The 25,395-nt window shown below is 28.2% G+C and carries 28 protein-coding genes and 1 tRNA gene; 16 read left to right on the forward strand and 13 right to left on the reverse strand.

Annotated features, from left to right (window positions below):
• Positions 1–4: 4 nt before the first annotated feature.
• From D2846_RS02070 to asnS, 7 genes are all read right to left on the reverse strand, one after another.
• Positions 5–508 carry a dihydrofolate reductase gene (locus tag D2846_RS02070; protein WP_117275374.1) on the reverse strand — a complete coding sequence of 168 codons (504 nt, stop codon included), beginning with the start codon at positions 506–508 and terminating at the stop codon, positions 5–7.
• A complete protein-coding gene (locus tag D2846_RS02075; protein ID WP_117275376.1) occupies positions 508–855 on the reverse strand; it encodes a hypothetical protein in 348 nt (115 codons plus the stop codon). Before D2846_RS02075 ends, D2846_RS02070 begins: the two co-directional genes overlap by 1 nt.
• A gap of 6 nt (positions 856–861) precedes the next feature.
• A complete protein-coding gene (gene mgtE, locus D2846_RS02080) occupies positions 862–2,448 on the reverse strand; it encodes a magnesium transporter (protein ID WP_117275378.1) in 1,587 nt (528 codons plus the stop codon).
• A 1-nt stretch (position 2,449) separates the two neighbouring features.
• Positions 2,450–3,040, reverse strand: coding sequence for a diadenylate cyclase (locus D2846_RS02085; protein WP_117275380.1), 591 nt, complete (start codon positions 3,038–3,040; stop codon positions 2,450–2,452).
• A 1-nt stretch (position 3,041) separates the two neighbouring features.
• Positions 3,042–3,269: a hypothetical protein gene (locus D2846_RS02090; protein ID WP_117275383.1), complete on the reverse strand. Its 228-nt coding sequence runs from the start codon at positions 3,267–3,269 to the stop codon at positions 3,042–3,044.
• 11 nt (positions 3,270–3,280) lie between these two features.
• Positions 3,281–5,173, reverse strand: coding sequence for a ribonuclease J (locus D2846_RS02095; RefSeq protein ID WP_117275386.1), 1,893 nt, complete (start codon positions 5,171–5,173; stop codon positions 3,281–3,283).
• 163 nt (positions 5,174–5,336) lie between these two features.
• Positions 5,337–6,695: an asparagine--tRNA ligase gene (asnS, locus tag D2846_RS02100; RefSeq protein ID WP_117275389.1), complete on the reverse strand. Its 1,359-nt coding sequence runs from the start codon at positions 6,693–6,695 to the stop codon at positions 5,337–5,339.
• Positions 6,696–6,960: 265 nt separating this feature from the next.
• Here asnS and prfA point away from each other — a divergent pair, with 265 nt between their 5' ends.
• The 5 genes from prfA (at position 6,961) to D2846_RS02125 (ending at position 11,331) form a co-directional block, all read left to right on the forward strand.
• Positions 6,961–8,040 (forward strand): peptide chain release factor 1, encoded by a 1,080-nt coding sequence (prfA, locus tag D2846_RS02105; RefSeq protein WP_117275392.1) that lies wholly within the window; start codon positions 6,961–6,963, stop codon positions 8,038–8,040.
• Complete coding sequence (gene prmC, locus D2846_RS02110; protein WP_117275394.1) at positions 8,040–8,756, forward strand: peptide chain release factor N(5)-glutamine methyltransferase; 717 nt, start codon at positions 8,040–8,042, stop codon at positions 8,754–8,756. The genes prfA and prmC overlap by 1 nt, the downstream gene beginning before the upstream one ends.
• A 137-nt stretch (positions 8,757–8,893) precedes the next feature.
• Positions 8,894–8,984 (forward strand) — tRNA-Ser (locus D2846_RS02115).
• A gap of 250 nt (positions 8,985–9,234) precedes the next feature.
• Positions 9,235–10,278, forward strand: coding sequence for an LLM class flavin-dependent oxidoreductase (locus D2846_RS02120; RefSeq protein WP_117275397.1), 1,044 nt, complete (start codon positions 9,235–9,237; stop codon positions 10,276–10,278).
• Positions 10,279–10,287: 9 nt separating this feature from the next.
• Positions 10,288–11,331 (forward strand): LLM class flavin-dependent oxidoreductase, encoded by a 1,044-nt coding sequence (locus D2846_RS02125; protein WP_117275399.1) that lies wholly within the window; start codon positions 10,288–10,290, stop codon positions 11,329–11,331.
• Between the two features lie 608 nt (positions 11,332–11,939).
• On the opposite strand, the gene pfkA is transcribed toward D2846_RS02125, so the two are convergent.
• The 3 genes from pfkA to D2846_RS02140 are packed head-to-tail and all read right to left on the reverse strand — an operon-like array spanning position 11,940 to position 16,236.
• A complete protein-coding gene (gene pfkA, locus D2846_RS02130) occupies positions 11,940–12,917 on the reverse strand; it encodes a 6-phosphofructokinase (protein ID WP_117275400.1) in 978 nt (325 codons plus the stop codon).
• A gap of 11 nt (positions 12,918–12,928) precedes the next feature.
• Positions 12,929–13,762, reverse strand: coding sequence for a bifunctional 5,10-methylenetetrahydrofolate dehydrogenase/5,10-methenyltetrahydrofolate cyclohydrolase (locus tag D2846_RS02135; protein ID WP_117275401.1), 834 nt, complete (start codon positions 13,760–13,762; stop codon positions 12,929–12,931).
• A complete protein-coding gene (locus D2846_RS02140) occupies positions 13,750–16,236 on the reverse strand; it encodes a valine--tRNA ligase (RefSeq protein WP_117275402.1) in 2,487 nt (828 codons plus the stop codon). The genes D2846_RS02135 and D2846_RS02140 overlap by 13 nt, the downstream gene beginning before the upstream one ends.
• 117 nt (positions 16,237–16,353) lie before the next feature.
• Between D2846_RS02140 and D2846_RS02145 the strand changes: the two genes are divergently transcribed.
• The 7 genes from D2846_RS02145 to D2846_RS02175 all read left to right on the forward strand — a co-directional run bounded on the left by D2846_RS02145 (position 16,354) and on the right by D2846_RS02175 (position 21,256).
• Complete coding sequence (locus tag D2846_RS02145; protein WP_117275404.1) at positions 16,354–16,710, forward strand: RNA-binding protein; 357 nt, start codon at positions 16,354–16,356, stop codon at positions 16,708–16,710.
• A 3-nt stretch (positions 16,711–16,713) separates the two neighbouring features.
• The gene (locus D2846_RS02150; protein ID WP_117275405.1) at positions 16,714–17,985 is read left to right on the forward strand and encodes a hypothetical protein; all 1,272 of its coding nucleotides are present in this window, start codon (positions 16,714–16,716) and stop codon (positions 17,983–17,985) included.
• 36 nt (positions 17,986–18,021) lie between these two features.
• Positions 18,022–18,348, forward strand: coding sequence for a 4'-phosphopantetheinyl transferase superfamily protein (locus tag D2846_RS02155; protein WP_117275406.1), 327 nt, complete (start codon positions 18,022–18,024; stop codon positions 18,346–18,348).
• Position 18,349: 1 nt separating this feature from the next.
• Positions 18,350–19,114, forward strand: coding sequence for a lysophospholipid acyltransferase family protein (locus D2846_RS02160; RefSeq protein ID WP_117275407.1), 765 nt, complete (start codon positions 18,350–18,352; stop codon positions 19,112–19,114).
• Positions 19,107–19,871 carry a segregation/condensation protein A gene (locus D2846_RS02165; protein WP_117275408.1) on the forward strand — a complete coding sequence of 255 codons (765 nt, stop codon included), beginning with the start codon at positions 19,107–19,109 and terminating at the stop codon, positions 19,869–19,871. The genes D2846_RS02160 and D2846_RS02165 overlap by 8 nt, the downstream gene beginning before the upstream one ends.
• Complete coding sequence (gene scpB / locus D2846_RS02170; protein WP_117275410.1) at positions 19,861–20,439, forward strand: SMC-Scp complex subunit ScpB; 579 nt, start codon at positions 19,861–19,863, stop codon at positions 20,437–20,439. The genes D2846_RS02165 and scpB overlap by 11 nt, the downstream gene beginning before the upstream one ends.
• Positions 20,440–20,518: 79 nt before the next feature.
• Positions 20,519–21,256, forward strand: a complete 738-nt coding sequence (locus D2846_RS02175) for a DNA-processing protein DprA (protein WP_117275411.1) — start codon at positions 20,519–20,521, stop codon at positions 21,254–21,256.
• A 32-nt stretch (positions 21,257–21,288) separates the two neighbouring features.
• Here the strand turns inward: D2846_RS02175 and rpmA are convergent, their stop codons facing one another.
• Together rpmA and rplU are read right to left on the reverse strand one after the other, a co-directional pair.
• On the reverse strand, positions 21,289–21,549 hold the full coding sequence (gene rpmA / locus D2846_RS02180) for a 50S ribosomal protein L27 (protein ID WP_117275412.1): 261 nt from the start codon (positions 21,547–21,549) through the stop codon (positions 21,289–21,291).
• Between the two features lie 7 nt (positions 21,550–21,556).
• On the reverse strand, positions 21,557–21,868 hold the full coding sequence (rplU, locus tag D2846_RS02185; RefSeq protein ID WP_117275413.1) for a 50S ribosomal protein L21: 312 nt from the start codon (positions 21,866–21,868) through the stop codon (positions 21,557–21,559).
• Between the two features lie 152 nt (positions 21,869–22,020).
• Between rplU and rsmG the strand changes: the two genes are divergently transcribed.
• The 3 genes from rsmG to D2846_RS02200 all read left to right on the forward strand — a co-directional run bounded on the left by rsmG (position 22,021) and on the right by D2846_RS02200 (position 23,969).
• On the forward strand, positions 22,021–22,713 hold the full coding sequence (rsmG, locus tag D2846_RS02190; protein WP_117275414.1) for a 16S rRNA (guanine(527)-N(7))-methyltransferase RsmG: 693 nt from the start codon (positions 22,021–22,023) through the stop codon (positions 22,711–22,713).
• Positions 22,714–22,722: 9 nt separating this feature from the next.
• Complete coding sequence (locus D2846_RS02195; protein ID WP_117275415.1) at positions 22,723–23,547, forward strand: GNAT family N-acetyltransferase; 825 nt, start codon at positions 22,723–22,725, stop codon at positions 23,545–23,547.
• 131 nt (positions 23,548–23,678) lie between these two features.
• Positions 23,679–23,969 (forward strand): HU family DNA-binding protein, encoded by a 291-nt coding sequence (locus D2846_RS02200; protein ID WP_117275417.1) that lies wholly within the window; start codon positions 23,679–23,681, stop codon positions 23,967–23,969.
• Between the two features lie 63 nt (positions 23,970–24,032).
• Here D2846_RS02200 and recU read toward each other — a convergent pair whose 3' ends face one another.
• Positions 24,033–24,515: a Holliday junction resolvase RecU gene (gene recU / locus D2846_RS02205; protein WP_117275418.1), complete on the reverse strand. Its 483-nt coding sequence runs from the start codon at positions 24,513–24,515 to the stop codon at positions 24,033–24,035.
• An 88-nt stretch (positions 24,516–24,603) separates the two neighbouring features.
• Between recU and tpiA the strand changes: the two genes are divergently transcribed.
• The gene (gene tpiA / locus D2846_RS02210) at positions 24,604–25,338 is read left to right on the forward strand and encodes a triose-phosphate isomerase (RefSeq protein ID WP_117275419.1); all 735 of its coding nucleotides are present in this window, start codon (positions 24,604–24,606) and stop codon (positions 25,336–25,338) included.
• Positions 25,339–25,395 lie beyond the last annotated feature (57 nt).

The raw sequence follows: 25,395 nt of genomic DNA on the forward strand, positions 1-25,395 counted from the left end.
TCCTTTACTTTTTATATTGATAAATTTGTATGTCTTTGTCTTTATATATTAATTCGTTTGTTTTAAAATCTTTTAATAAATTATTTAAATCAAGTTTAACTAAATCTTCAGTTTGATTTAAAAGTTTGTTATTTACTGTTGTTAAATAAACTTCATTTGCATAGTTAATAAAGTTTTCATAAACAAATTTTCCACCACATAAATAAATGTCTTTTTTACCATTATAAGTTGCTAAAAACTCTTTAAGGTCACTTATTGAATTAAATTGATTATCAATAAACTTGTTGGGATGGATTTTATCTTTTGACAAGATGTAAAATGCTCTATTTTGTTTATTAAGGTGGATTTTATTAGGTAAATTTCTAAAGGTATTAAAACCAAAAATTAATATCGAATTATTTGTTTGCTCACTAAAGAATTTCATATCTTTTGGAATATTTTTTCATGGTAAATTATTTTTATAACCAATAATTCCTTCTTTAGTACTTGCTAAAATTGCTTTTATCATTATTTACTTTTGATTGATAGTTTTCATTTAAATTCTTTGAAAACTTGGCAATCAGTTCTAATTTTTTCTTCAAGTTCTTGATTGGTAGGAATAACTTCAGGGTTGTTTTTTGAATTTAAAACAATGTTAAATAATAATTGTGTTACAAGTTTTCTATCTATAACTGTTTTACTTTCAGGTTTATGGTAAGTGATTCTTCCACCTTCTGATAAAGCTTCATCAAACTCAACTTCTGTATCCTTAACTATTTCATTCATCATTTTTTTAAGTTCTTTTGCTTCATTTGTTAATCTTAAGTATTCTTCAGCCAAAAGTTTTAATTTTTCAATATCTGCTACTGTTCTCATAATTTCCTAACTTAATAGCATATTTGGAATGCTATTATTTTGAATGATATTTACAATTTCAAATGCTTTACCTGCATTAGCTGGTTCATTATTAGTTAAAAACGTACCTATGATACCTGCTTTTCATGCAATGTATAAAACTAAAATGTTTAATCCAAAGAAGATTAAGGTTGATAAAGCGTCACTTAATGTTGTAAGAATTGGAGCAGACATAACTGCTGGATCTTTTTTAAATTTAATAGCTAAAAGTGGAATTATTGTCCCTAAGAATTTAGCAAAGATAACAACAAATCATAATGAAAGTGAACTTGCTAAAATAATAAATGAAAGTGAAACTCAATCTTTTTTGTTTGGATCATCAAAAGCATCACTACTGAACACAGGAATTGCATAGTAAATATATAATCTTGCAATATTAATAACAAACATGATGAACCCAATAATTGTGGCTACTAAAATTTCTTTTAAGATAACTTTCTTATAATCAGAACTTTCAAACTCACCAAGTGCTGCTGAACGCGTTACTGTGGTTGTAGACTGAGAACCAGCATTACCAGCTGAACCACTAATAATAGGTATTAAAGATACAATAACGGCAGTTGAAATTGAGATTCCAAATTGTTGAATGCTTTGTTCGCTTATGTTAGTAAATTTTTGAATGATATATTGTGAAATTGTTGCTGAAAGCATCAAGATAATTAATCATAAAACACGCGATTTAACAATGCTTCTAATAGAAGTTTTTAAGTAGCTTTCTTCTGAAGCTGAAGCACTAATCCCGGCCATTTTATAAATATCTTCTGTGGCTTCATCATTAATAACGTCAATAATATCATCAGAAGTAATCATACCAATTAAACGGTTATCTAAAGAAACTACAGGTAATGATGATCTATCGTTATCCGAGAAAACTTTGGCTGCTGATTCTTTATCATCAGTTGGGTGCACAAAGTTAACTGGACTACATACTTCAGAAAGGTTTTTGTCTTCACCATTGAAAATAAGCTCTTCTAAAGTAATGTCTCCAAGTAATTTTCCGTCTTGGTCTACAACATAAAAGTTGTGCCCCATTGTCATGTTGTTGTTATAATCGACTTTAATTTTTGCTAAAGCTTTTTGTGTGTTTCAATTTCCTCTTAAAATAGAAATATCCACTTGCATGAAACTCCCGACCTGGTCATCTTTATAAAGAAGAATTTGGTTAATAATATCTCTTTTTTCTTTTGGAGTTTGAGAAAGGATTTTTCTCATTAAGTTAACTGGTAATTCTTCTAAGATATCTACAAGTTCTGCAGTTTCAATTTCTTGTAAAACTTTTTGACCTAATTCATCACTAAATAAACCAACAAGTCTTTTTTTAGTATCATCTTCAAGGTAACTAAATACTTCTGCAGCTTCAACTGTTCTAAGAATTCTTAAAATATATAAACGATCTTCATCTGTTAAAATTTCATCTTCAAAAGCTTCTGCAAACTCAGTGTAAGTTACATCTTCTTGTAATTCTCTAAGTAATTTAACACTTTTGTTCTCAATTAAATCTTTAATTCTTTCAACAAGAAGATCGTGATTGATTTCTTTAACTTTGTTCTCCATATTACTCCTTAAGGTATTTAATTAATTCCTCTTGGAATCCTTCGATTTTTACAGATTGAACAACTGAACCTTTAAGAATTCTTACGTTTCCCGTTTCTTCTGAAACAACAATTGTAGTTGCATCACATTGCTCTGAAATCCCCATTGCTGCACGGTGTCTTGAACCATAGTTAGCAGATACAGAACGACGTGTAATTTTGTAAAATGTTGCAGCATAGTAAATTTTGTTATTTCTAATAATAACTGCACCATCATGTAAAGGAGAATATTTATTGAAAATCGAGATTAATAATCCACTTGAAATATTTGCGTCAAGAATAACACCATCTGTTCTTAAGTTATCGATGTTATCATTATTTTCGATTGTGATTAATGCACCAATTTTGTTTTTTGATAAATATTCAACTGACTCTCTTAATTGGTTAATAAGTCTAATTTGACTACTTTTACCCATTTTGTCATAACTACTTTTTCTAAGTTTTCCACTTAAAAATGGGAAGATAATTGGTTTTACAATAACAACTAATGTTACAACTGATATAAAGAACAAAATTGATAATAGTACTATTATAATAATAATTTCGATTGACATATTAAAGTTTCCCTATAAAGTATGCACCAATTAAAGTTACTATTATGATTAAAAGTACTATTAATGAACTTAGAACATTAAAGAAAACATCTCTTTTATGAAATGGTAATGCTTTTTGTTCTGAAGCTTTTTTGTTTTTCTCTTGCTCTAGTTTATGCTTTTGGATAGCATATTCAATTTCTTCTTTTCTAAACTTAATAAAGTCAATTTTAATTTCTTGTTTTTTCATATGACCTCTTTTTAAACTTCATCTTCTTCATCTAAATCTGAATCAGTATCGATTTCTCCAATATATGATAATTCTTCGATTTCTTTTATTTTCTTATCAAGGAATTTTTTCATTTTTGGACTTAATTCTTTTTTAGATTTTGTATATTCTTGTTGTTCTTCATTTGTTTTTGAGTTACCAAATTTGATTTTAAATTTAGCTAATTCTTTATCTGGTTCTTCATCTGTGAAAATAATTGTTGGAATAATAACTGGGTTACGTCTTTTCTCTTTATAAAATAGTGAAGATAATCTATCAATTAAGATCTTTTCTAAATCTTCTTTTGTTCAATTTTGAACGTTTTTGATTTGGTATAAAACTGCTCCGTGTGATACTCTTCTACTTTCATCGATTAAAGCTTTTGAGTTTTTAACAAAGAAGCTTCCTCTTGTAATAATCTGTGGACGCCCAATAATTTGGTTGTTCTTTTTATCAATTAAGAATACAATGCTTACGAATCCAGAATCTTTTAATTGTGATCTTTCTTTTAAAATGTTTTCTGAAAATGATAAAACTGAATTACCATCAATATAAACAGGACCAAAGTCAATAGTTTCTTTAGTTTCCTTGATTTCATTGTTAAGCATTTCAAAAACAACACCCTTACGAACTAATAAAACATTCTTTGGATCAACTCCGTTTTCAATAGCAGTTTGTCCATGAATGGTGCTCATACGGTATTCACCATGGTATGGTAAGAAATATTTAGGCTTTGTTAATTGGAAGATTTTGTCATGTTCTCATTTATATGCATGCCCCGATGTATGTAAGAAACCATCTGTACCATTTTCTTTAATAATAGCACCAAGTTTATAAAGTCTATTTATTAATAGTTCAATAACCATTCTGTTTCCAGGAATTGGACTTGAAGAAAAAATAACCATGTCGCCTTTAGTAATTTTAATAGTTGCATGTTTCCCATAACTCATACGAGATAAAGCGGCGAGTTGTTCACCTTGTGACCCTGTTGTTAAGATAACTAAATCTGAATCTTTAATATCATTGGCTGCCTTTTTATCAATTAACACATTGTCAGCCACATTAATGTAACCTAATTTTTTACCAATCTTAACACCTTGAATCATTGAACGACCGAATGTAAGTACTTTCTTACCAAGTTTTTCAGCTAATTCAATAATAACTTTAATTCTTGTTAAGTTTGATGCGAAGGCTGTAACAATGATTTTCTTTTTAGCTGACATCATGTGCCTTTCGATATCAGTTAAGATGTCGCTTTCAGAAGGTGAATGGTTTGGTCTCATTGAGTTAGTTGAATCTGATAATAAAGCAGTTAAACCTTGTTTTCCCATTTCATCTAGTCTAGCAAAGTCAGTGAAATTTCCTATTGGTGTATAGTCAAATCTGAAATCACCTGTACACATAATGCTTCCATTAGGTGTTGTTACTCTAATTCCAAAAGCATCAGGAATTGAGTGTTGAGCTGTTCAAAAATCTACTTTACAGTTATTAGCAAACTTATGTATATCACTTTTCTTAATTTCAATAAATTCAACTTTCTTTCTAATTCCATGCTCATCAAATTTTAATTGTAAATATTGAATTGCAATTCTTGGCGCATAAATTTTATTAAGTTTTGTTTTCTTAACTAAATATACAACACCACCGATATGATCCTCGTGACCATGAGTAATAAATAAACCTTCAATAACTTTGTTAGGTTGGTTTAAATAATCATAGTTTGGAATAATTCCTTTGATACCTGTATTAAATGTATCAGCAAACTTAATACCAGAGTCAATAATGAAAATGTGATCATTATGTTCAATTAATAATGTTGATTTCCCGATCTCCTCAAAACCACCAAGAGCAATTAATCTTGTTGGTATTTTTTTGTTTTTATTCATAATAATGTTTCTCCTTAAATTTCTAATTATTTGATTGAATTAAATGGTTAAATTAATTAATAATTAATATTATTAATTATAGCATTTTAACCTAAATTTAGGAAATATAGTTTTAGAAACTTTTAAGCCTACAAGAAATAAAAAAATACACAAAAGTGTACTTTTACATTCTGATATTTCCTGTTGTTCTTGGGTAAGGAATAGAATCTCTAATGTTATCCATACCTGTTACATACATAACTAATCTTTCAAATCCTATACCAAATCCAGAAGACATCATGTGACCAAATCTACGTAAGTCTAAATATCATTGTAAGTCTTCCTGATCAATTTTAAGTTCATTAACTCTAGCAACTAATTTGTCATAATCACATTCTCTTTGACTACCACCAATTAATTCACCAATCCCAGGAACTAATAAGTCAAATGAAGCAACTGATTTATTATCATCATTTTGTTTCATGTAAAAAGCTTTAAAGTCTTTAGGGAAGTTAATAACAGCGATTGGAGCTTTGTAAACTTGTTCTGTTAAGTATTTTTCATGTTCACTTCCTAAATCAAGACCATACTTAATATCTTTATTTTCAAAAATGTCTTTAACTTGAGAAAGTTTTTCAATCGCTTCTGTATATTCAACAATTTGTAATGGTGTATCAATAAAGTGTTGAAGTCTTTCTAAAAGTCCATTATTTGTATAATCATTTAAGAATTCGATTTCTCTTTTATGCTTGTGCATTGTGTTTCTGATAACAACCTTTAACATATCATCAGCAAGCTCAATTGTATCTTTTAAATCATAAAAAGCAATTTCTGGTTCAATCATTCAGAACTCAGCTAAGTGTCTTTTAGTGTTTGATCTTTCTGCCCTAAATGTAGGTCCAAAAGTATAAATTTTTTGCATTCCTAATGAGTAACTTTCACCATGTAATTGACCTGTAACACCTAAAGTTGCTTTTTTACCTTTTCCAAAAAATGGATCATTAGTTGAGTTATCCGAAACATTAAATGTTTCACCTGCTCCTTCACCATCATTACTTGTAATAATTGGACTATTAAGGTAGTGGAAATCTTTATTAATAAAGTATTTGTGAACTTCTTGAGCAAGTGTAGATCTAACTAACATTACTGCTCTCATTAATGTAGTTCTGTGTCTTACATGAGGAATATCCCTTAATGTTTCAAGTTTCATTTCTTGTGATTGAATTGGATAATCATCATCAACATTTTTATAGTCAACAATTTTATCAACCATCATTTCAATTGGTTGTTTTGCACTTGGTGTAGCGTTTAAAGTTCCAACAACAACTAAAGCAGCACCTGGTTTAAGTTGATCCAATATTTCAAAATCAAATTCTTCACCTTTAAAAACAAGTTGTAAATTATCAATTGTTGAACCATCATTTAATTCAATGAAACGAATTTTTTTGTTTCCTCTATTTGATGAAATTCACCCTTTAACTTCTACGTTTGTTCATGTGTCATAGAAGTTTGGTTTCATAATTATTGATTTAATTGAGTTCATAATAACCTCTTTATAATTTCTTATTTATCTTATTTTAGGTATTAAAAGTTATTTTTAACTCTTAAAATACCAATAAAAAAATTGATATAACAATTTATATGTGTTTAAATTATATATTTTTATTCTAAATTAGAAAACAAAAGCATTAGAATAAAATTTTTTTAGCCTAATTAACTTAAAAATTAATCAAAAAATGGACAAAGTTCAAACAATTATATTAATACAAGTTTTAAAAATAATCAAAATGGTGTAAAATAAAATAACTATGGAAAACACAATGTATAAATCATTAATGCAAATTAAAGAAAAGCACGATGAACTAGAAGGAAAATTATTAAATCCAGATATCATTTCTGATATTAAAATGTACACTAAAATCAATAAAGAAATTAACTCAATTAAAGATATCGTTGACGCTTTTAATAAGTTTTTAAACTCAGAAAGTAACTTAAAATCAGCTAAAGAAATTTTAACAATTGAAAAAAATCCAGATTTAATTGAACTTGCTAAAATGGAGATCCAAGAAAATGAAGCTTTACTAGAAAAATTAACTGAAGAGCTCAAAATCTTAATTCTTCCTAAAGATGAGAACGACGAAAAAGACGTTATTGTTGAAATTCGTGGTGCAGCTGGTGGAGATGAGGCGAACATTTTTGCTGGTGATCTTTTCAGGATGTATTCAAAATGAGCTGCTCAAAATGCAATGAAAATCACTTTATTAGACTCTACAGCCGCTGAAGCAGGTGGATTCACTTTAGTTACATTTTCAGTTAAAGGTGATAAGCCTTATTCAAAATTAAAATTTGAATCAGGTGTTCATAGAGTTCAAAGGGTTCCAGTCACTGAAACAAAAGGTAGAGTTCATACATCTACAGCAACAGTTACAGTTATGCCTGAAATTGATGAAGATATCGATATTGAAATTAAGTCAGAAGATATTAGAGTTGACGTTTTCCGTTCAAGTGGTAATGGTGGTCAATCAGTTAACACAACTGACTCTGCCGTTCGTATTACACACTTCCCATCAGGTATTGTAGTAAGCTGTCAAGAAGGAAAAAGCCAGATTCAAAATAAAGAAATTGCAATGCGTATTTTAAAGTCAAAACTTTATGACATTGAAATTCAAAAGAAACAAGAAGAAGAATCAGGCTATAGAAAACTTGCAGGTTCTGGTGATCGTTCAGAAAAAATCAGAACATACAACTACCCACAAGATAGAGTTACAGATCATAGAATTGGTTATTCAACATCACTTTCACCAGTAATGGAAGGTAAATTAAATGCAATTATTAATGCCTTATTAGTTGAAGAGCAAAACGAAAAAATCAAGGAAGCTGGTATTTAGTGCCAACTAAAGAAGATTTATTATTAGAAAAAAGAAGATATGGTCTACCTCAAACTATATCTTTTTTTGAAGAAAAACAACTAGAAAAAGGTACTCCTGTCCAAAAAATTATTGGCTATATTGAAATGCAAGATGTAGTTATAGATGTAACTCATAATGTTCTAATACCAAGATATGAAACAGAAGAATTAATAATAAAAGTTAATAATGACAATAAAGGTAAAACTAATCTAAAAGTACTGGATTTGTGTACTGGTTCAGGTTTTATTGGACTTGCTTTAAAAAAAGCAAATCCAACCTGAGATATTTATATGAGTGATATTTCAAATGAAGCCATTACTCAAGCAAATATTAATGCGAAGAAAAATGATTTAGATGTAAAAGTTATTCAAAGTGATTTATTCAAAAAAATTAACGTTAATGATTTTGATGTTATTGTTTCTAACCCTCCATATATTTCTTATGACGAAAAGCTTTCAAGTTCAGTACTGGATTTTGAACCTCATAATGCACTTTTTGCAGATGATCAAGGTCTTTACTTTTATAAAGAAATTATTAAGCAGGCAAAAAGCAAACTGAAAGAAAATGGTTCATTGTATTTTGAGATTAATCCATTCCATATTGATTGATGAATTTTGCAAAAAGAAAAATATAATATTGAAATTTTAAAAGATATTAATAATAAAGATAGAATTGTTAAATTAACTTATAAATAAACGGCAAAATATTTAGTTATCTAAGTATTTTGTTTTTTTATTTAAAATAATCAAATTCTAATAAATTTGAATTTTATATTAACCTTAAGATTATTTTTTATAAAGTTAATAAATTATGTTATAATTCTTGAGCAATTGGAACAGTACTCAAGAGGCTGAAGAGGCGGTCCTGCTAAGACTGTAGGGGAGGCAACTCCCGCGGAGGTTCAAATCCTCTCTGTTCCGCCATTTTTTTATACTTTTTTATTTAGCAAAAAAATGGCTTTTTTGCTAAATTAGTTATTTGTGCCAAATAAAATTATTTGTAAATATTAAAAATTTTTATTTACAAATAAGGAGTTATGGCACTTTTTTAATCAAATTTGGGGAAAAAGCTTGTTTTTCTATCAAAAATACAATTTTTTAAAACTTTTTCTAATTTTGGCTGATTTTTTTTGAAAGTACTATAATAATTATGCAACAAAAAACGGAGATTATTATGAAAATCGAATTAGGAATTTCAACCTTTGGTGAAACAACTATTCTCGAAAAAACAGGTAAAGCGATTTCTCATCAACAAAGAATTAAAAACTTAGTTGAAGAAATTGAGTTAGCTGATAAAGTAGGTTTAGATGTTTTTGCGATTGGCGAACATCATAGACAAGATTTTGCAGTTTCTAGCCCTGAGATGATCCTTGCTGCTGGTGCAGTTAATACAAAGAATATTAAGTTAACTAGCGCTGTTACAGTTTTATCATCAAATGATCCTGTAAGGGTTTACCAAAATTTCGCACACATTGATGCATTATCAAACGGTAGAGCTGAAATTATGGTTGGTAGAGGTTCATTTACAGAGTCATTCCCATTATTTGGTTATGACTTAAAAGATTACAGTGAACTTTTCACAGAAAAACTTGATATGTTATTACATATAAAGGATAATGAAATTGTGACTTGAAAAGGAAAATTAACACAGTCAATTGATGCTAAGGGCGTATACCCTAGAGCTATTGATTTACCAATTTGAGTAGCTACTGGTGGAAATGCTAATTCTACAATCGAAATTGCGAAAAAAGGTCTTCCAATTGTTTATGCAATAATTGGTGGAAATCCTATCGGTTTTAAAAGATTAATTAATGGATATAGAGAAATTGGATTAAAAGAAGGTCACTCACCTGAACAATTAAAAGTTGGTGCTCACTCATGAGGTTACATCGCTGAAACTGATGAAAAAGCAAGAAAAGATTTCTTTTTTCCAACACAATTACTAGTTAATAGAATTGCGAAAGAAAGAGCTCATTGAAGAGAACTTGACTATAAAGGTTATTTAGAAATGATTGGACCACATGGTTCAATGTTTGTAGGAAGTCCTGAAAGCGTTGCGCAGAAACTTATTAGAATTATAGATACCTTAAATTTAGATAGATTTTTATTACATTTACCAGTGGGTTCTATACCACATGAAGATACACTAAATTCTATTAAGTTATTTGGAGAAAAAGTTGCTCCAATAATAAGAGAATACTTTGCAAATAAAAATTAAGGAGATATTATGAAAAAAGTTGAATTAGGAATTTCAACATTTGGTGAAACAACTATCTTAGAAAAAACAGGAAAAGCTATTTCACATGATGAAAGAATTAGAAACATGATTGAAGAAGTTGAGCTTGCAGATAAAGTTGGTTTAGACGTTTATGCTGTTGGTGAGCACCACAGAGAAGACTTTGCTATCTCAAGTCCAGAAATGATTTTAGCAGCTGGTGCAGTTAACACAAAAAACATTAGATTAACAAGTGCTGTAACAGTTTTATCATCAAACGATCCTGTTAGAGTTTACCAAAACTTTGCACACGTTGATGCTTTATCAAACGGTAGAACAGAAATTATGGTTGGTAGGGGTTCATTTATCGAATCATTCCCATTATTCGGATATGACTTAAAAGATTACAGTGAACTTTTCACAGAAAAACTTGATATGTTATTACACATTAAAGAAAATGAAATCGTTACATGAAAAGGAAAATTAACACAATCAATCGATGCTAAAGGTGTATACCCAAGAGCTATTGATTTACCTATTTGAGTAGCTACAGGTGGAAATATCCAATCAACAATTGATATTGCTATGAGAGGATTACCAATCGTTTATGCAATTATTGGTGGAAATCCTTTCTCATTTAAACCATTAGTTCAAGCTTACAAACAAGTTGGTATTGAAGCTGGTCACTCACCAGAACAATTAAAAGTTGGTGCTCACTCATGAGGTTACATTGCTGAAACAGATCAGAAAGCTAAAGATGATTTCTTCTGACCTACAAAACAATTAGTTGATAATATTGCTAGAACAAGAGAAAGTTGAAGAGAACTTGAAAGAAGATCATACGACCACATGGTTTCTGAAGAAGGTGCTATGTTAGTTGGTAGTCCAGAAACAGTTGCTAGAAAAATTATTAAATTAATGGAAGAATTAGACTTAGATAGATTTATGATGCACTTACCTACAGGTTCAGTTCCACATGAAGATTTATTAACAGCAATTAGATTATATGGTGAAAAAGTTGCCCCAATTGTTAGAGAATACTTCGCTTCAAAATAATAAAAAAATATTAATAAAAGATATTTGGGTTATTCCAAATATTTTTTTTAATCAATAAATTAATGAAGCAATTAATGCGGTCTGCTGCATTTTTTGATCAAGGAATTTAATTTTATTTATTTTGTAACGATCAAATAATATGCTACTAGTGACTAATATAAGATGCTTTTAAAGTTATTTTCGTACGAGAATTTGCAAGCCAAATTTAAAGCCATTTCGATAATATTGTTTGCCCAAATGGGTGACCTATATTATATTAATCGTTATGTTATTAATATAGGAATTCAACTATTTAGTTTAATGATATAAATATTTACTCATTATTTAGAAGTTCTGCTGTTTATTAGTTGCAAGTAAATATTTTAAATTTCTATGATTTTATTTGCAGATCTATTTGTTAATTAATTTTAATGTATTAATTAACAATTTCACTGAAAATACATTTTTGTTTCTAGGTAAAATTACCAATTATTTATATAAAATAATTGGTAGCTCACTAATATTACTTTTGTTAATTTAAAAGCAAGAAAATAAAAAAGGCCTTATTGGTCTTTTTTGTATACAAAAAACATCAGAGATATTCTGATGTTTTATTTTGAAAATTTATATTATTTTGCTCTGTTTAAGTTATTAAATTTAATTGCTTTTTGAACAAATTTATTTTTAGAAGCGTTTTCCATTGAAAGAGCTTCTAAAATAGGAACACCAACAATATCATTTTTGATAATTCCTACTGCAAGACCTGATTTACCTTCTAAAAGTAAATCAACAGCTTTTTGCCCTAATAATGAGGCTAAAATTCTTTCTTGAGCTGTTGGAACTCCACCTCTTTGAATGTGGTTAAGAGGGTTAACTCTTGTATCTCATCCAGTAGCATTTTGAACATCTTTTTCTAATTGTTTAATGTCATATGTTTTTTCTGATACAACAATAACAATACTTCTTCTACCTTCTTGTTTTGTTAACTCAACAGCAATGTTTGAAATTTCTTCATGAGAAAGTCTGTATTGGTTTGTCACAATGATTTCAGCTCCTGTTGCAAGTCCTGAATATAATGCAAGATCACCACATCCGTTACCCATAACTTCAACAATCATAATTCTTTTATGACTTTTAGCTGTGTCTCTAATTTTATCAATTGCATCAACAATTGTGTTTAATGCTGTGTCATATCCAATTGTGAAATCACTTGAAGCAATATCATTATCAATTGTTCCTGGTAACCCAATTGTTTTAACACCAGCTTCGTGTAATAATTGTGCACCCCTGTAGCTTCCATCTCCACCAACTACAACTAATGCTTCAATACCTCTTTTTTTAAGGTTTTCGATAGCAACTTGTCTAATTGATGCTTCTTTAAACTCTGGAAATCTAGCAGAATAAATAAAAGTTCCACCTTGGTTTAAGTAAAAGTCTAAATCTACATTATCCGCAGATACTATTTGATCATTGTATAACCCTTTGTATCCTTCATAAACTAAGTATGCTTCAAGTCCATTTGCTTTAGCATGTTTAGCAATGGCTCTAACAGCATTATTCATTCCTGGCGCATCACCGCCTGATGTTAAAATAGCAATTTTTTTCATATTTAATCTCCTTATTTAATAGCGTCTACTAAGTTTTTAAGTAAACAAATTACTGTCATTGGTCCAACTCCACCAGGAACTGGTGTGATAGCTGAAGCTTTTTCTTTAACTGATTCAAAATCAACATCACCGTATAATTCTTTTGTTAATTCACCATCAAGGTTTGTACCAACATCAATTACAACAGCGCCTTCTTTAATGTTTTCTGCTTTAATGTGATTTGCAACGCCGATCGCAACAATAACAACATCACCTGATTCAACACCCTTAAGCCCTGTTTTTTCATTAAAGGTAGCTACATCAGCACCTTCTTTTTTGATAATGTGGGCTAATGGTTTCCCCACTACATGACTTCTTCCTACAACGCAAACTTTAACGTCTTTTTTATAGTTGATTTTGTAATGGTCCATAATTTCTAAAACAGCTCTGGCTGTTGCTGGTACAAAGAATCTTTGATCAGAATCATTGTATAGTTTAAATTCGTTTCTTGTTGTAAGTCCATCTAAATCTTTTTCAAATGGAACTGCATCCAAAATAACTTGAGTAGGAATATGATCTGGTAATGGTAATTGAACAATAATACCATCTGATTCATCGTTAATAATGTCCAATTTCTTTAATAAAGCATTTTGAGTAATAGTTTCTTTGAATTTGTGTAACCTTCCTTCAATACCAACTTCTTCACATTTTCTTAATTTAGCATTAATATATTTGTTTGAAGCAGGATTATCACCAACTTGAATAATTGAAAGAATTGGTTTTCTAACCAAATTCATTTCTTGTAATTCTTTTTTAAGTTTTTCAGTTTCAAACTGAGCTAATTCTTTTCCGCTTAGTATTTTCATTTTAACTCTTCCTCATATTTTTTGAGATCATTTGTATATTTCTCAAGTTTGTCTTTTTCTGCTTGAACTTTTTCAGCGGGTGCAGATGCAACGAATCTTTCATTAGCTAAAATATTTTTAGCTCTGTTGATTTCGAATTTAATTTGTTCAATTTTATTTAATAATTCTTTTTTGTTTTGTTCTTTTAGTTCATCTGATTGTTTAATGAATAAACTATCTTCACCAAGTGAAATTAAGAAATCTTTGTTTTTAAAATATTCTGAGTTACTCATTCTGTTAATGATTTTAATTCATTCATCACCAATTTTTTTACTAAAGCAATATTGAACTAATTCTTTTTTAGATAAGTTCATATCTTCACGATATTTTCTTATTTCAGTAACAATTCTAATTACATCATCAACGTTATTTGAATCTTTATAATTCATTAATTTTGGTCATTTTTGTTCTAATAATTCTTCATTAAATACTTCATTGAAAATTCTGTCTGTAATAAATGGTAAAAATGGATGTAGAACAATTAAAGTCTTTCTTAAAACATCTAAAGCAGCCTTTTTGTTTTTAGTTGTTTTTAAAAACTCAATGTATCAGCTACTTAAGTCATTAAATAAGAATTTGTAAATTTCTGAACCAATAACTGCAAATTCATATTTTTTCATTAACTTAGTAATTTTTGAGCTAAGTAAGCTTAATTTACTTAGAATTCATTTGTCATAATATGTTCTGCCTTCAACATTTTCATCAGGCATATCTTTGATGTAGTTAGCGATGTTTCAAAGTTTATTATTAAGTCTTCATGCTGTTTCAACTTTTTCAACAGAGAACTTAATGTCCATTCCTGGTGATGTATTTGTTAATAAGAATCATCTTAATGAGTCAGATCCATATTTTTCGATCATGTCGATTGGATCAACACCATTGTTAAGAGATTTAGACATTTTTTGGCCTTTAGCATCTCTTATTAACCCGTGAAATAAAACTTCTTTAAAAGGAATTTCTTTCATGAATTCTAAACCAAAGAAGTACATTCTAGCTACTCAGAAAAAGATAATGTCATAACCAGTTACTAATAAACTTGTTGGGTAGTATCTTTTTAGCATTTCTGTTTTATTTGGTCAACCCATAAAAACAAATGGAGCAATACCAGAAGAGAATCATGTATCTAACACATCCTCATCTTGTACTCAATCTTGTCCTGGAGATTCGATTTGAACTTTAATTTCATTCCCTTTGTATCATGCAGGAATTCTGTGTCCTCATCAAAGTTGCCTTGAAATGTTTCAATCATGAACCTTATCCATTCATTGTTTCATTGTTTTCTTTAATCTTGTTGGATAAAACTTAATGCTGTCTTTTGATTTTAAATTACTTAAAATTCCATTTTTGAAGTGATCCATTTTAACAAATCATTGTGGTAAAACTAAAATCTCAACTGGTGTTTTTGAACGTTCTGAATAAGAAACATTAGAAACTACTTCTTCTTTTTTATCTAAAAAGTTGTTTTCTTCTAAATAATTAGCAATAACTTTTCTTGCTTCAAATCTTTCTAAACCTTTGAATCTTGAATCATCATATGTAATGAATCCATCTTTTGAAATTGATTCAATAATCTCCATGTTTAATTTTTGAATAATCTCAATATCTGCTTCTGCGTGTGCTGAAAGTTTCATTAAACCTGTACCAAAGTTTGGATCAACATATTCATCTGCAATAATAGGTAATTTCTTATTTGTTAATGGATGAATAACATGCATACCCTTGTATTTTGAATATTTTTGATCTTTTGGATTATAAACAATAGCAATATCGCTTAATAATGTTTCTGGCCTTACAGTAGCAACAATTAAATCTTCATTTGTTTCGGCAACTTTGTACTTGATGTAGTACATAATTTGTTTTATCGGTTCATTAATTACCTCAATATTTGAAATAGCTGTTTGTAATTTAACGTCTCAACTAACTGCTTTAACACCTTTATAAATAAAGCCTTTGTTATATAAATCAATGAAGACTTTTTGAACGGCTAGGTTAGCTTCAACATCTAAAGTGAATCTTTCCTTGCTATAATCAAGGGCTAAACCAACTTTAGCTCATTGTTTACGGAATAAATTAGCATATTCTTCTTTTCATTCTCATAATTTTTCTAAGAAAGCTTCTCTACCAAAATCATGTCTTGTTTTACCTGTTTCTTTATAAATAACATCTTCGACTTTTGATTGAGTAGCGATACCAGCATGATCCATACCTGGTATTCACATAACATCAAAACCTTTAAGTTTTTTGTATCTTATTAGTGTATCTGGAATATAAGAATCTAAAGCGTGACCTAAATGAAGTTTACCAGTAACATTTGGTGGTGGTAATAAAATTGCAAAAGGTTTGGCTTTTTGCTTATGAGTCATAAAGTATTTTTTATCTTTTCACTTTTGTTCAATACCTTTTTCAACTTCTGAATGATCGTAATTCTTATTCATTTTAAAACCTTTCTAATTTAGAGATTTAATGTATATATAAGTTTTTATATTATACCAAATTTTGAGACATTTTTGTTGGTTATAATTTCACTATTAATAATGTATAATTAAATAATTATGATATATAAAGTTGGAGATGTAGTTATTGGTAAAATAATCAAAATGGGAGCTAAATTTATAACCGTCAAATCAAGGGAAGGTTATATTTTTATCATTCACAAAAAAGAGTTAACTGACTTTAATAAAAAGTCTATTTGCGACATGTTTAACCTAGGCGAAACCATTAACTTTATTGCTCTTAAGTTTGATGAAGAAAGTAAAAGTGGTTTAGGAAGTTTTAAAAGAAATCACCCTAATGAATTAAAAGAAAATATTAATAACAAACTTAAAGAAACATCAAGTGGCTTTGAAAACCTATTAAAACATGCAATGGATAGTTTTATGAGTGACGAAGGCAAAAATAAAGGTCAATAGTTTATGAGTAACAAAGTAAAAATTACTTGAAATGAGGACGGTTTAGAAAACTACTCAAATAAAAACCAAGAACTAATTGAACAAATTAAATCATTAAATTTTAAAGGTTCGGAAAACTTACACTTTGATGATATTGCAATTAATTATTCAATTAATGGCATTTCAGAAATCGTTAAGTTTTGTAACAAAATTTATAAAAATGGAGTTGAACATTTAATTGTTTGAGCTTCACACAAAACCAAACAAAGCATTCAAGCATGTTTAAACTTTTTATTCGGTCAATATGATCCAAATGCAGAAAATAAGATTAAAATTTACTTTATTTCAGGTTTAGATGAATTAAGAGTAACAAAGAAAAAGTTAAATAAATATTTTCAAGAAGACGTTGATAATAAAATTGCTATTGCTTTTTTAGATGGATTCATTGAAGCAAGTCCAGAAAAAATTAATCAAATTATCAATATTACACTTTCTAAATTTAATGAAAAAACAAGTAGATTCTTAATTAAAAAATTAATTTATTTCATTGGTAAAAATGAATGATTAAAGTATCTTGAAAATCATGAAATACCTAATGAAAACATCTTTTTAATTTCATCTGATATTCATGATAAATATGCATTTTTCTCAGAGATTTCATTAGTTATTTTGGCTACTCAAGGTGTTAATATACAAAAGTTAGTTGAAGGTTATAAAAACAGTGTTCAAAATATTTTTAATTATGACTTATACTTCAATTCAGCATTAAAATTAGCTTGATACTTAAGTCAAAATGACGGAAATATTAGAAAAGTTGAAAGACACAAATTAAGCCACATAAATCTTTTTATTTCATATGATACATTTTTAAATAATTCTGCTGGTTTAATGTCTTATTTATTAAACTTTTCAACATTACAAAAAAATGCATTTTGCGATTTTGCGGCCTTCCCGGAAGATATTACTAAAGTTGGGCAAGCTGTTTTATCTGATAGTATTAGTAAATTAATAATCTATTTAAATTTTCAACAAAAAGAATATGATTTTCAACCTACATCATTAATTAGTGATGAAGATATGCTTTCAAAATACGAGCATGCATCTCTTCAACAAATTAACAAAAACAGTTTAAATGCCTTCAATGATTATTTACTTTCGTTTAATGATTATGTTGATGTTTTAAAAATTGATTTTGATAGAAACTCTGAAGAAGTCTTTGGTGAATTTATGTCAATTCTTTATTGAAGCAAGATATTTTATTGCATCATTAATGACTTAAATCCATTTAAAACATAATTTATATGAAATATAAATAATGTTATAATTAAAGTTATGCTTAGTAATGGTGTTGATTTAACAACAATTTCTAGATTCAAAAATAAAACTAGTAAATTTGCACAAAGGATTTTAAGTCCTTCTGAATTAATAAAATATGAACAAATAAATAACAATAATCAGAAAGCTTTATTTTTAGCTAGAGCATGAGCAATCAAGGAAGCAATTTTTAAATGTGATAATCAATTTTATGATTTTGCAAAAATTGAATTAATTAAAAAAGATGAGAGATGAACTTTTTTAGATTTTAAAATAAGCATTAGTCACGAAAATGATTTGTTAATTGCTTTTGTCATAAGAGAACAAAATAATAAAGGAGAATAATATGTCAATAAATGTAAGATTAAAAATGGTTTTATTCGCCATTCCATGACTTATTAGAATGCTATCTGTTAAGCGTTTAGCAAGAAAATATAGAAAAACACCAGAACTTGTACATAGTTTTCAAAGATATAGCTTTCTTTTAGGATTATCAAAAAAACTTTTAAGATTGTATAACATTGATTTAGAAGTTAGAGGAAAAGACAACCTTCCTAAAAATGGTTCAGTAATTCTCGCTCCAAACCACAAATCATATACAGATGTTTTAGCTTTAATTGCTGCATTAGAAAAAGAAGAACATCAAGAAAATATTGAACAAAGAATTCCGACATTTGTTGCTAAAAAAGAATTAGGGGATAAATTTAGTACAAAACATGCTTTAAAGTTATTAGATTCATTCTTAATTGACCCTAATGATTTTAGAAAAAGTTTAAAAGTTTTAGGAGAATTTGCTGAGTTCGTAAGAAAAAATCAAACATTTGGTATCGTGTTTCCAGAAGCGCACAGAATTGAAAAAGAAGAACTTGGAGATTTCAAAGCAGGTGCATTTAAAGCTGCTTTACAATCATATTTACCTGTTGTTCCAGTTGCTATTTCTGGTACATTAAATTCATTTAGTTCAACTAAAAAAGGTAGAACAAAAGTTATTGTTTCATTTTTACCTGTGCTTAAAGCAAGAGAAATAATTGCACAAGAGCCATCAGCTGTTGCAAACAGAGTTAAACAATTAATCAGTAACGAATTAGAGGGGATAAAAAACAATGGCTAAAAAATACCAAGTCAATTATTCATCAGATTATGTTTTTAAATTAAATGATTTTGATGGTCCATTAGATCTTTTATTATCACTTATTAAAGATAAGAAAATCGATATTATGGATGTTAACTTAATTGAATTAGCAACACAATATATTGATATTATTAATCAAATCAAAGAAACAGAAATTGATATTGCTGGTGATTATCTTTTAATGGCTTCAACATTAATTAACCTAAAAGCAAAAATGATTTTACAAGAACCAGGTGAAATTGATGAAGAAGTTGAAGAAGAGAAAAAAGTGTTCCTTCAAGACTTGATTGAATACCAACAAATGAAAAAAATTCAGGAAGCTCTTAGAACTTTCCAAGACAATAGAAATAATATTTTTATTAAAAAACAAAGTGATATTTTAGATTATATTGAAGACAGCGACGATGCAAAATTAGATGGTCACTCAAGTCCAATGACTTTAATCGTTACACTTAGAAAAATGTTCGAAAGAGTGTATGCAAAAGAATTAAGAAAAACTAAACTTGAAAAATTCAATATTACTCCATCTGAAATGTTCCCATTTATTAAGGGATTATTAGCACAAAAAGAAAGAGTTGAATTCGAAGAGGTTTTTGCTCAACCATCAATCCAACACTTTGTTATTACATTAATAGCATTATTAGACTTAGCAAGACAACAATTCTTAACAATTAATCAAAATGAACAATTTGATACAATTTACATAACAAGAGGGGAATTCTATAATGAAAAATAAAATTTTAGAAGCTTTATTATACATTCAAGGTGATGAAGGATTAATATTAGAACAAGTAAAAGAAGTATTTAATTTAAACAATACTGCAGAAGCTAAAAAAGTTATGCAAGATTTTCACAAAAGCTACAATGATGAAGATAGAGGATTGAAAGTTGTAGTTTATGATGAAATTTACAAACTTGCTACACGTGAAACAGTTAAAGAATACGTTTCAAAATTAGTTACAATTGTAAGACCTAACAGATTATCAAATGCAGCAATCGAAGTAGCTGGAATTATCGCTTACAAACAACCTATTACTAGATCACAAATTACAAAAATCAGAGGTGGTGCTTCATCTGACCAAGTTATTAATAAATTATTATTAAAAGGTGTTATTGAAGAAGTTGGAGTTTCACCAACACCAGGTAGACCTATTTTATATGGTGTTACAAGTAAATTCTATGATCACTTCAGAATTTCATCATTAAGAGATTTACCAAAAATGGAAGACTTCAACTATATTGATGGAGTTGAATCAGAAAACAATGACTTTGATTTATTCTCAAGTCAACGTGAAGACAATTAATTGAACTTAGGTTCAATTTTTTTTATTCCTTTTTTAGTTTCAACTTCCAGGTTTTTTATTTACTAAGTGGAGGGAAATTATGAATAAAGCACTTTTTTATTATGCACACAAAAACAAGGGCAATAATATTAAAATCTTTGATGCAATTAAAAATATTGAGAAAATTGATACAGATGAATTAAATACCTTGTTAACTAAGTATAAAGAACAAAAAGTTAACTTTGTTACTATATTAGACTATGAATACCCTTCAAGTCTTCTTTTTAGTTACAAACCACCATTTGTTTTATTCTACAGAGGTAATATAGATATCTTAAAAAAGTTAACCAAAGTTTATTTAGTAAATGAAGTGCATAATCAAAATACAGAAACAAATATACAAAACAACATTGAGCAACTAACGAAAAATACAACCCTTGTAACAAATGGTTACAAAAATACAGAGGCAGAGTTTATAAAAGAATACAGAAAAAACAACGGAAAAATTATACACATCGCAAAAGGCGGAATTGATTCATTTAACTTTGATGATTTTAATGAACAAAATGAGCTAGTAATTAGTCAATACCCAATTGAATCACATCCTAAGAGAGATTATTTTAAACAAGACAATTATTTAGCTTCATTGCTAGCAGATCAACTAATTTATTTTTCATCAATTGAAAATTCAAAAACACATAATTTAGTTAATTATTTTTTAAATGTAGGAAAAGATATTTCATGCTTTCCGGGAGTTGAATTAAACGATGGTAATAACCATTTAATTAAGCTTGGTGCAAGAATGATAACGTATATTGCAGAGGCGATAAGAATATAAAAAAATAAGCAAATTAAATGCTTATTTTTAAATTAATTTTTTCTTTCAGTGTATACAGAAACATACTTTCTATTTCTTCTGCTTTCGTATTTTACATATCCATCGATTAATGTAAATAAAGTGTCATCAGCTCCACGTCCAACATTTTGTCCAGGGTGAATTTTTGTCCCTCTTTGACGATAAATAATTGAACCTGCTGTTGCAAACTGTCCATCACCTAACTTAGCACCTAAACGTTTTGAGTGAGAATCACGACCATTTCTGGTAGAACCACCAGCTTTTGTTTTTGCCATTTTCTAACTATCCTTGAATTGATGTAATTTTTACACGTGTGTATGGTTGACGGTGACCAAGTTTTCTTTTGTGTGTAGACTTTGCATTGTGACGGTAAACAACGATTTTTTTCGCTCTCCCTTGTTTTTCGATAACACCTGATACGACTGCATTTTTCACTAAAGGTGAACCAATTTTTGAACTTTTTTCTGAAACAACAACAAGAACTTTATCGAATTTGATTTCAGCTCCTTCTTGTCCTTCAACTTTTTCGATATAAATTGTTTGACCTTCTTTAACTAGAAGTTGTTTCCCACCTGTTTCGATAATTGCTAACATGCAATACCTCCATTTAGTGGCTCGTCCTTAAGGTGAGTTATAAACTGCTTAAACCTGTTTGGAACGGTTACTATAAGAGTAACTTTCATATTATACAAAAAAGTTATTATTTTCAATATATAAATTCTAATTTTTTAACTATAATTTTAATTATGAAAATTATGTCTAAAAAAGATGAAATACAGCAACTTTGTGTACTAAATAAGTGAGATTTTACACTTTTTGAAAAATACGTCAATTTAATTGAAGAAAAAAATAAAGTAATGAATTTAACTGGTTTTACTGGAGAAACATTATGAGAAGAAGGAATATGAGAATCTCTTATTTTCATGTTAAAAATAACAGAAAATCAAGAAGGCATTAATATCCTTGATGTTGGTGCAGGTGCAGGTTTTCCTTCAATTCCATATGTTTTAACTAAACCAAAAAATAAAGTTACCATTTATGAGCCATTGTTAAAGAGAGTTAACTTTTTAAAAGAAGTTATTGAAACACTTAATTTAAGTGATTATGTAACAGTATATAGACAAAGAGTTGAAGAAGTTAAGGAAAAAAATATTTTTGAAATCGTTACTGCTAGAGCAGTCGCAAGTGTAAAAGGATTAATGATGTCTTCATTTCACTTAGTTAAAATTAATGGTTCATTAATAATGCTAAAAAGTAAAAAATATCAAGACGAAATCAATGAAGCTGAAAATATTCTAAAGTTAACTAAAAATAATATTGAAGTTTTAGACCTTGATAATGATTACAAAAGAGATAATAAAATTGTAAAAATCACTAAATTGAGGTCAACACCAAGTCAATTCCCATTTAGTTGGAAAGATATTAAAAAACAACAATAAAGGAATAAAATGAAAAAAATTGCTCTTGCTAAAGAAAGTCAAAAACAAAAAATACTAGACTTTTTATACAAAAAAGATCCTATTCAATATCTTTTCTTAATATCTGATATTGAACAATTTGGTTTGCAATCAGAAATTCATAATACTTATGTTTTAAATGCTCCACATTCATTTGATGCAATTGTTATGAGTTTTTACAACAATTTATTAATTTTCAAAAAAGACGAAGCGAGAATCAGTCATGACTTCTTAACAAATATTATTAAAGAAAAGTCAATTAAAAATGTAATTTATGCTTCAAATTACTACAACGAGTTTAAATATTTTGCTAAAAAGAATGATTTAAATATTAAAGTACATAAAGAATTTATTTTATCTTTAAATCAAAAAGACTTTTACTCAAATAATTACCTTGATAATCTCAAATCTATTAAAATTATTCAAGAAGACTTGCAAGGTATTATTGACTCTAGATCAAAAATAAAAGAGTTTGAAAACTTAAGTGCTCAAGCATTAGATATTAACTTCCTTAAAGATTCATTTGAAAAAGGTTATTACAAAGGCTTCATTATTAAAGATAACAATCAAGTTGTATCACATGCTTCAACATCAGCAAAAGTTGATGGAGTCGCAATGGTTGGAGGAGTTTTTACATTAGATTCACACCGTCAAAAAGGTTACGCATACGATTGTGTGGTTAATTTATGCGACAATTTATTATGTGACAAAATAACACCTGTTTTATTCTTTGATAACCCAAATGCAGGTAAAATGTATTACAAAATCGGGTTCAAAGACTATTCAAAAATTTATGTAACTGAAATTATTGATTAAATATATGGAAAAAAATGTGAAAAAAGTAGACATTTTAAACTTTTGCCTCTATTTTATAGGACTTTTTATTTTGTAATGAAAAAAAATAAACTATAATAATGGAAATTAAATAGAATTACTTAGGAGAAAAAATGACAAAAAAAGAATTTGTTACTCAAGTTGCTGAAATGACAGAAGACACACTTAAATTAACACCAAAACAAGTTGATGAAGTTCTTGAAACAATGTTATTCGTTTTAAAAGAACAATTATTAGCTGAAGAATCAGTTAGATTATCACACTTTGGTATCTTCTCAACAGTAGTAAAACCACAACGTACAATTATTAACAGATTTTCAAAACAAGAACAAGTTGTTCCAAGAAAACGTGTTATTAAATACAAACCTTCTAAATACTTACGCGACTTAGTTGACTTTAAATAATTAATTAAGTATTTATAAGGCCTTATATACAAAAGCTTTTAAGTTCTGCTTAAAAGCTTTTTATTACAATAAATTTAAAATACCAGGAAATTCTAAATATAAAAGTTCACTTTCGCTTTTTATTTCATCCAATGATACACTATTAAGACCTTGTTTAATTCATTTATTTAATGAACCAACTTTAACTTTAAAAAACATGTTTTGAGTTGCAAAGAAAATAATAACAAAAGCTATACCTCCATTTTTATCGATTAAATTTAAATAATCCAATTGATGTTGTTTAATATTTTTAAAATCGAATCTTTCAATATTGCAACTCTTAGCTTCAAAACAAACAAATTTACCTTTAAACATACCGATATAATCAACTGTTGACTTTTTGCACAATTTTGCATTTTGTAACTCAAGGTTATTATTTCTCTCCTTTATAGAGCTAAAAACAATGGGTAAACCTTTCTTTTCAATAAATGCATAACTTGATATTCAATAGTTTTCAATTGTGATATTAATGATTTTTTCTAAAAACATACCGCGATTTTTATTCATACAATATAACGATAAAAAATTAAATGAAAAAATACAAAAAACAAACTAATTTGCTAAAATTGATTTATATATTTTATATGGAGGACTTATGAAAAATAAAGTTATTGTTGGTAACTGAAAAATGAATAAAACTTATTCAGAAACAGTTGACTTCCTAGAAAAATTCGAAACAATTTACAAAAGCAAAAAAGATTTAGTTATTTCTGATTTAGCATTTGGGATCGCGGTTCCATTTGCAAACTTATCAGCATTCAAAGCTAACAAAGTTAAAGAATTAAAACTTTCAGCTCAAGATATGTCTAAACATGTTAAAGGTGCTTACACAGGTGAAGTTTCAGTTGAGATGCTTAAAGATTTAGCAGTTGATTATGTTGTTTTAGGACACTCAGAAAGAAGAACATACCACAACGAAACAAATGAATTAGTTTATGAAAAAGCTAAATTAGCACTAGAAAATGGAATTACACCAATTATTTGTGTTGGTGAAACATTAGAAGAATATGAAAAAGGAATTACAAAGGATGTTGTTAAATTCCAAATTGAAAATTCTTTAAAAGATTTAGATCACTCAAAAGTTGTTGTTGCTTATGAACCAGTATGAGCTATTGGTACAGGTAAAGTTGCAACTCCAGAAATTGCGCAAGATATTTGTGCTTACATCCATAACATTACTTCAGATAAATTAGTAGTTCAATATGGTGGTAGTGTTTCACCTAAAAATATTGCAGAGCTTTCATCACAAAAAGATATCAATGGATTCTTAGTTGGTGGAGCTTCATTAGAACCAGAAAGCTTTATGCAGTTATTAACATTAGGAAAATAATTATAAGACTCGCTCTGGCGAGTTTTTTTCACATTTGTGGAAAAATTTCCAATTAAA

The sequence above is a fragment of the Mycoplasmopsis edwardii genome (assembly GCF_900476105.1).
GTDB classification, from domain to species: domain Bacteria; phylum Bacillota_I; class Bacilli_A; order Mycoplasmatales; family Metamycoplasmataceae; genus Mycoplasmopsis; species Mycoplasmopsis edwardii.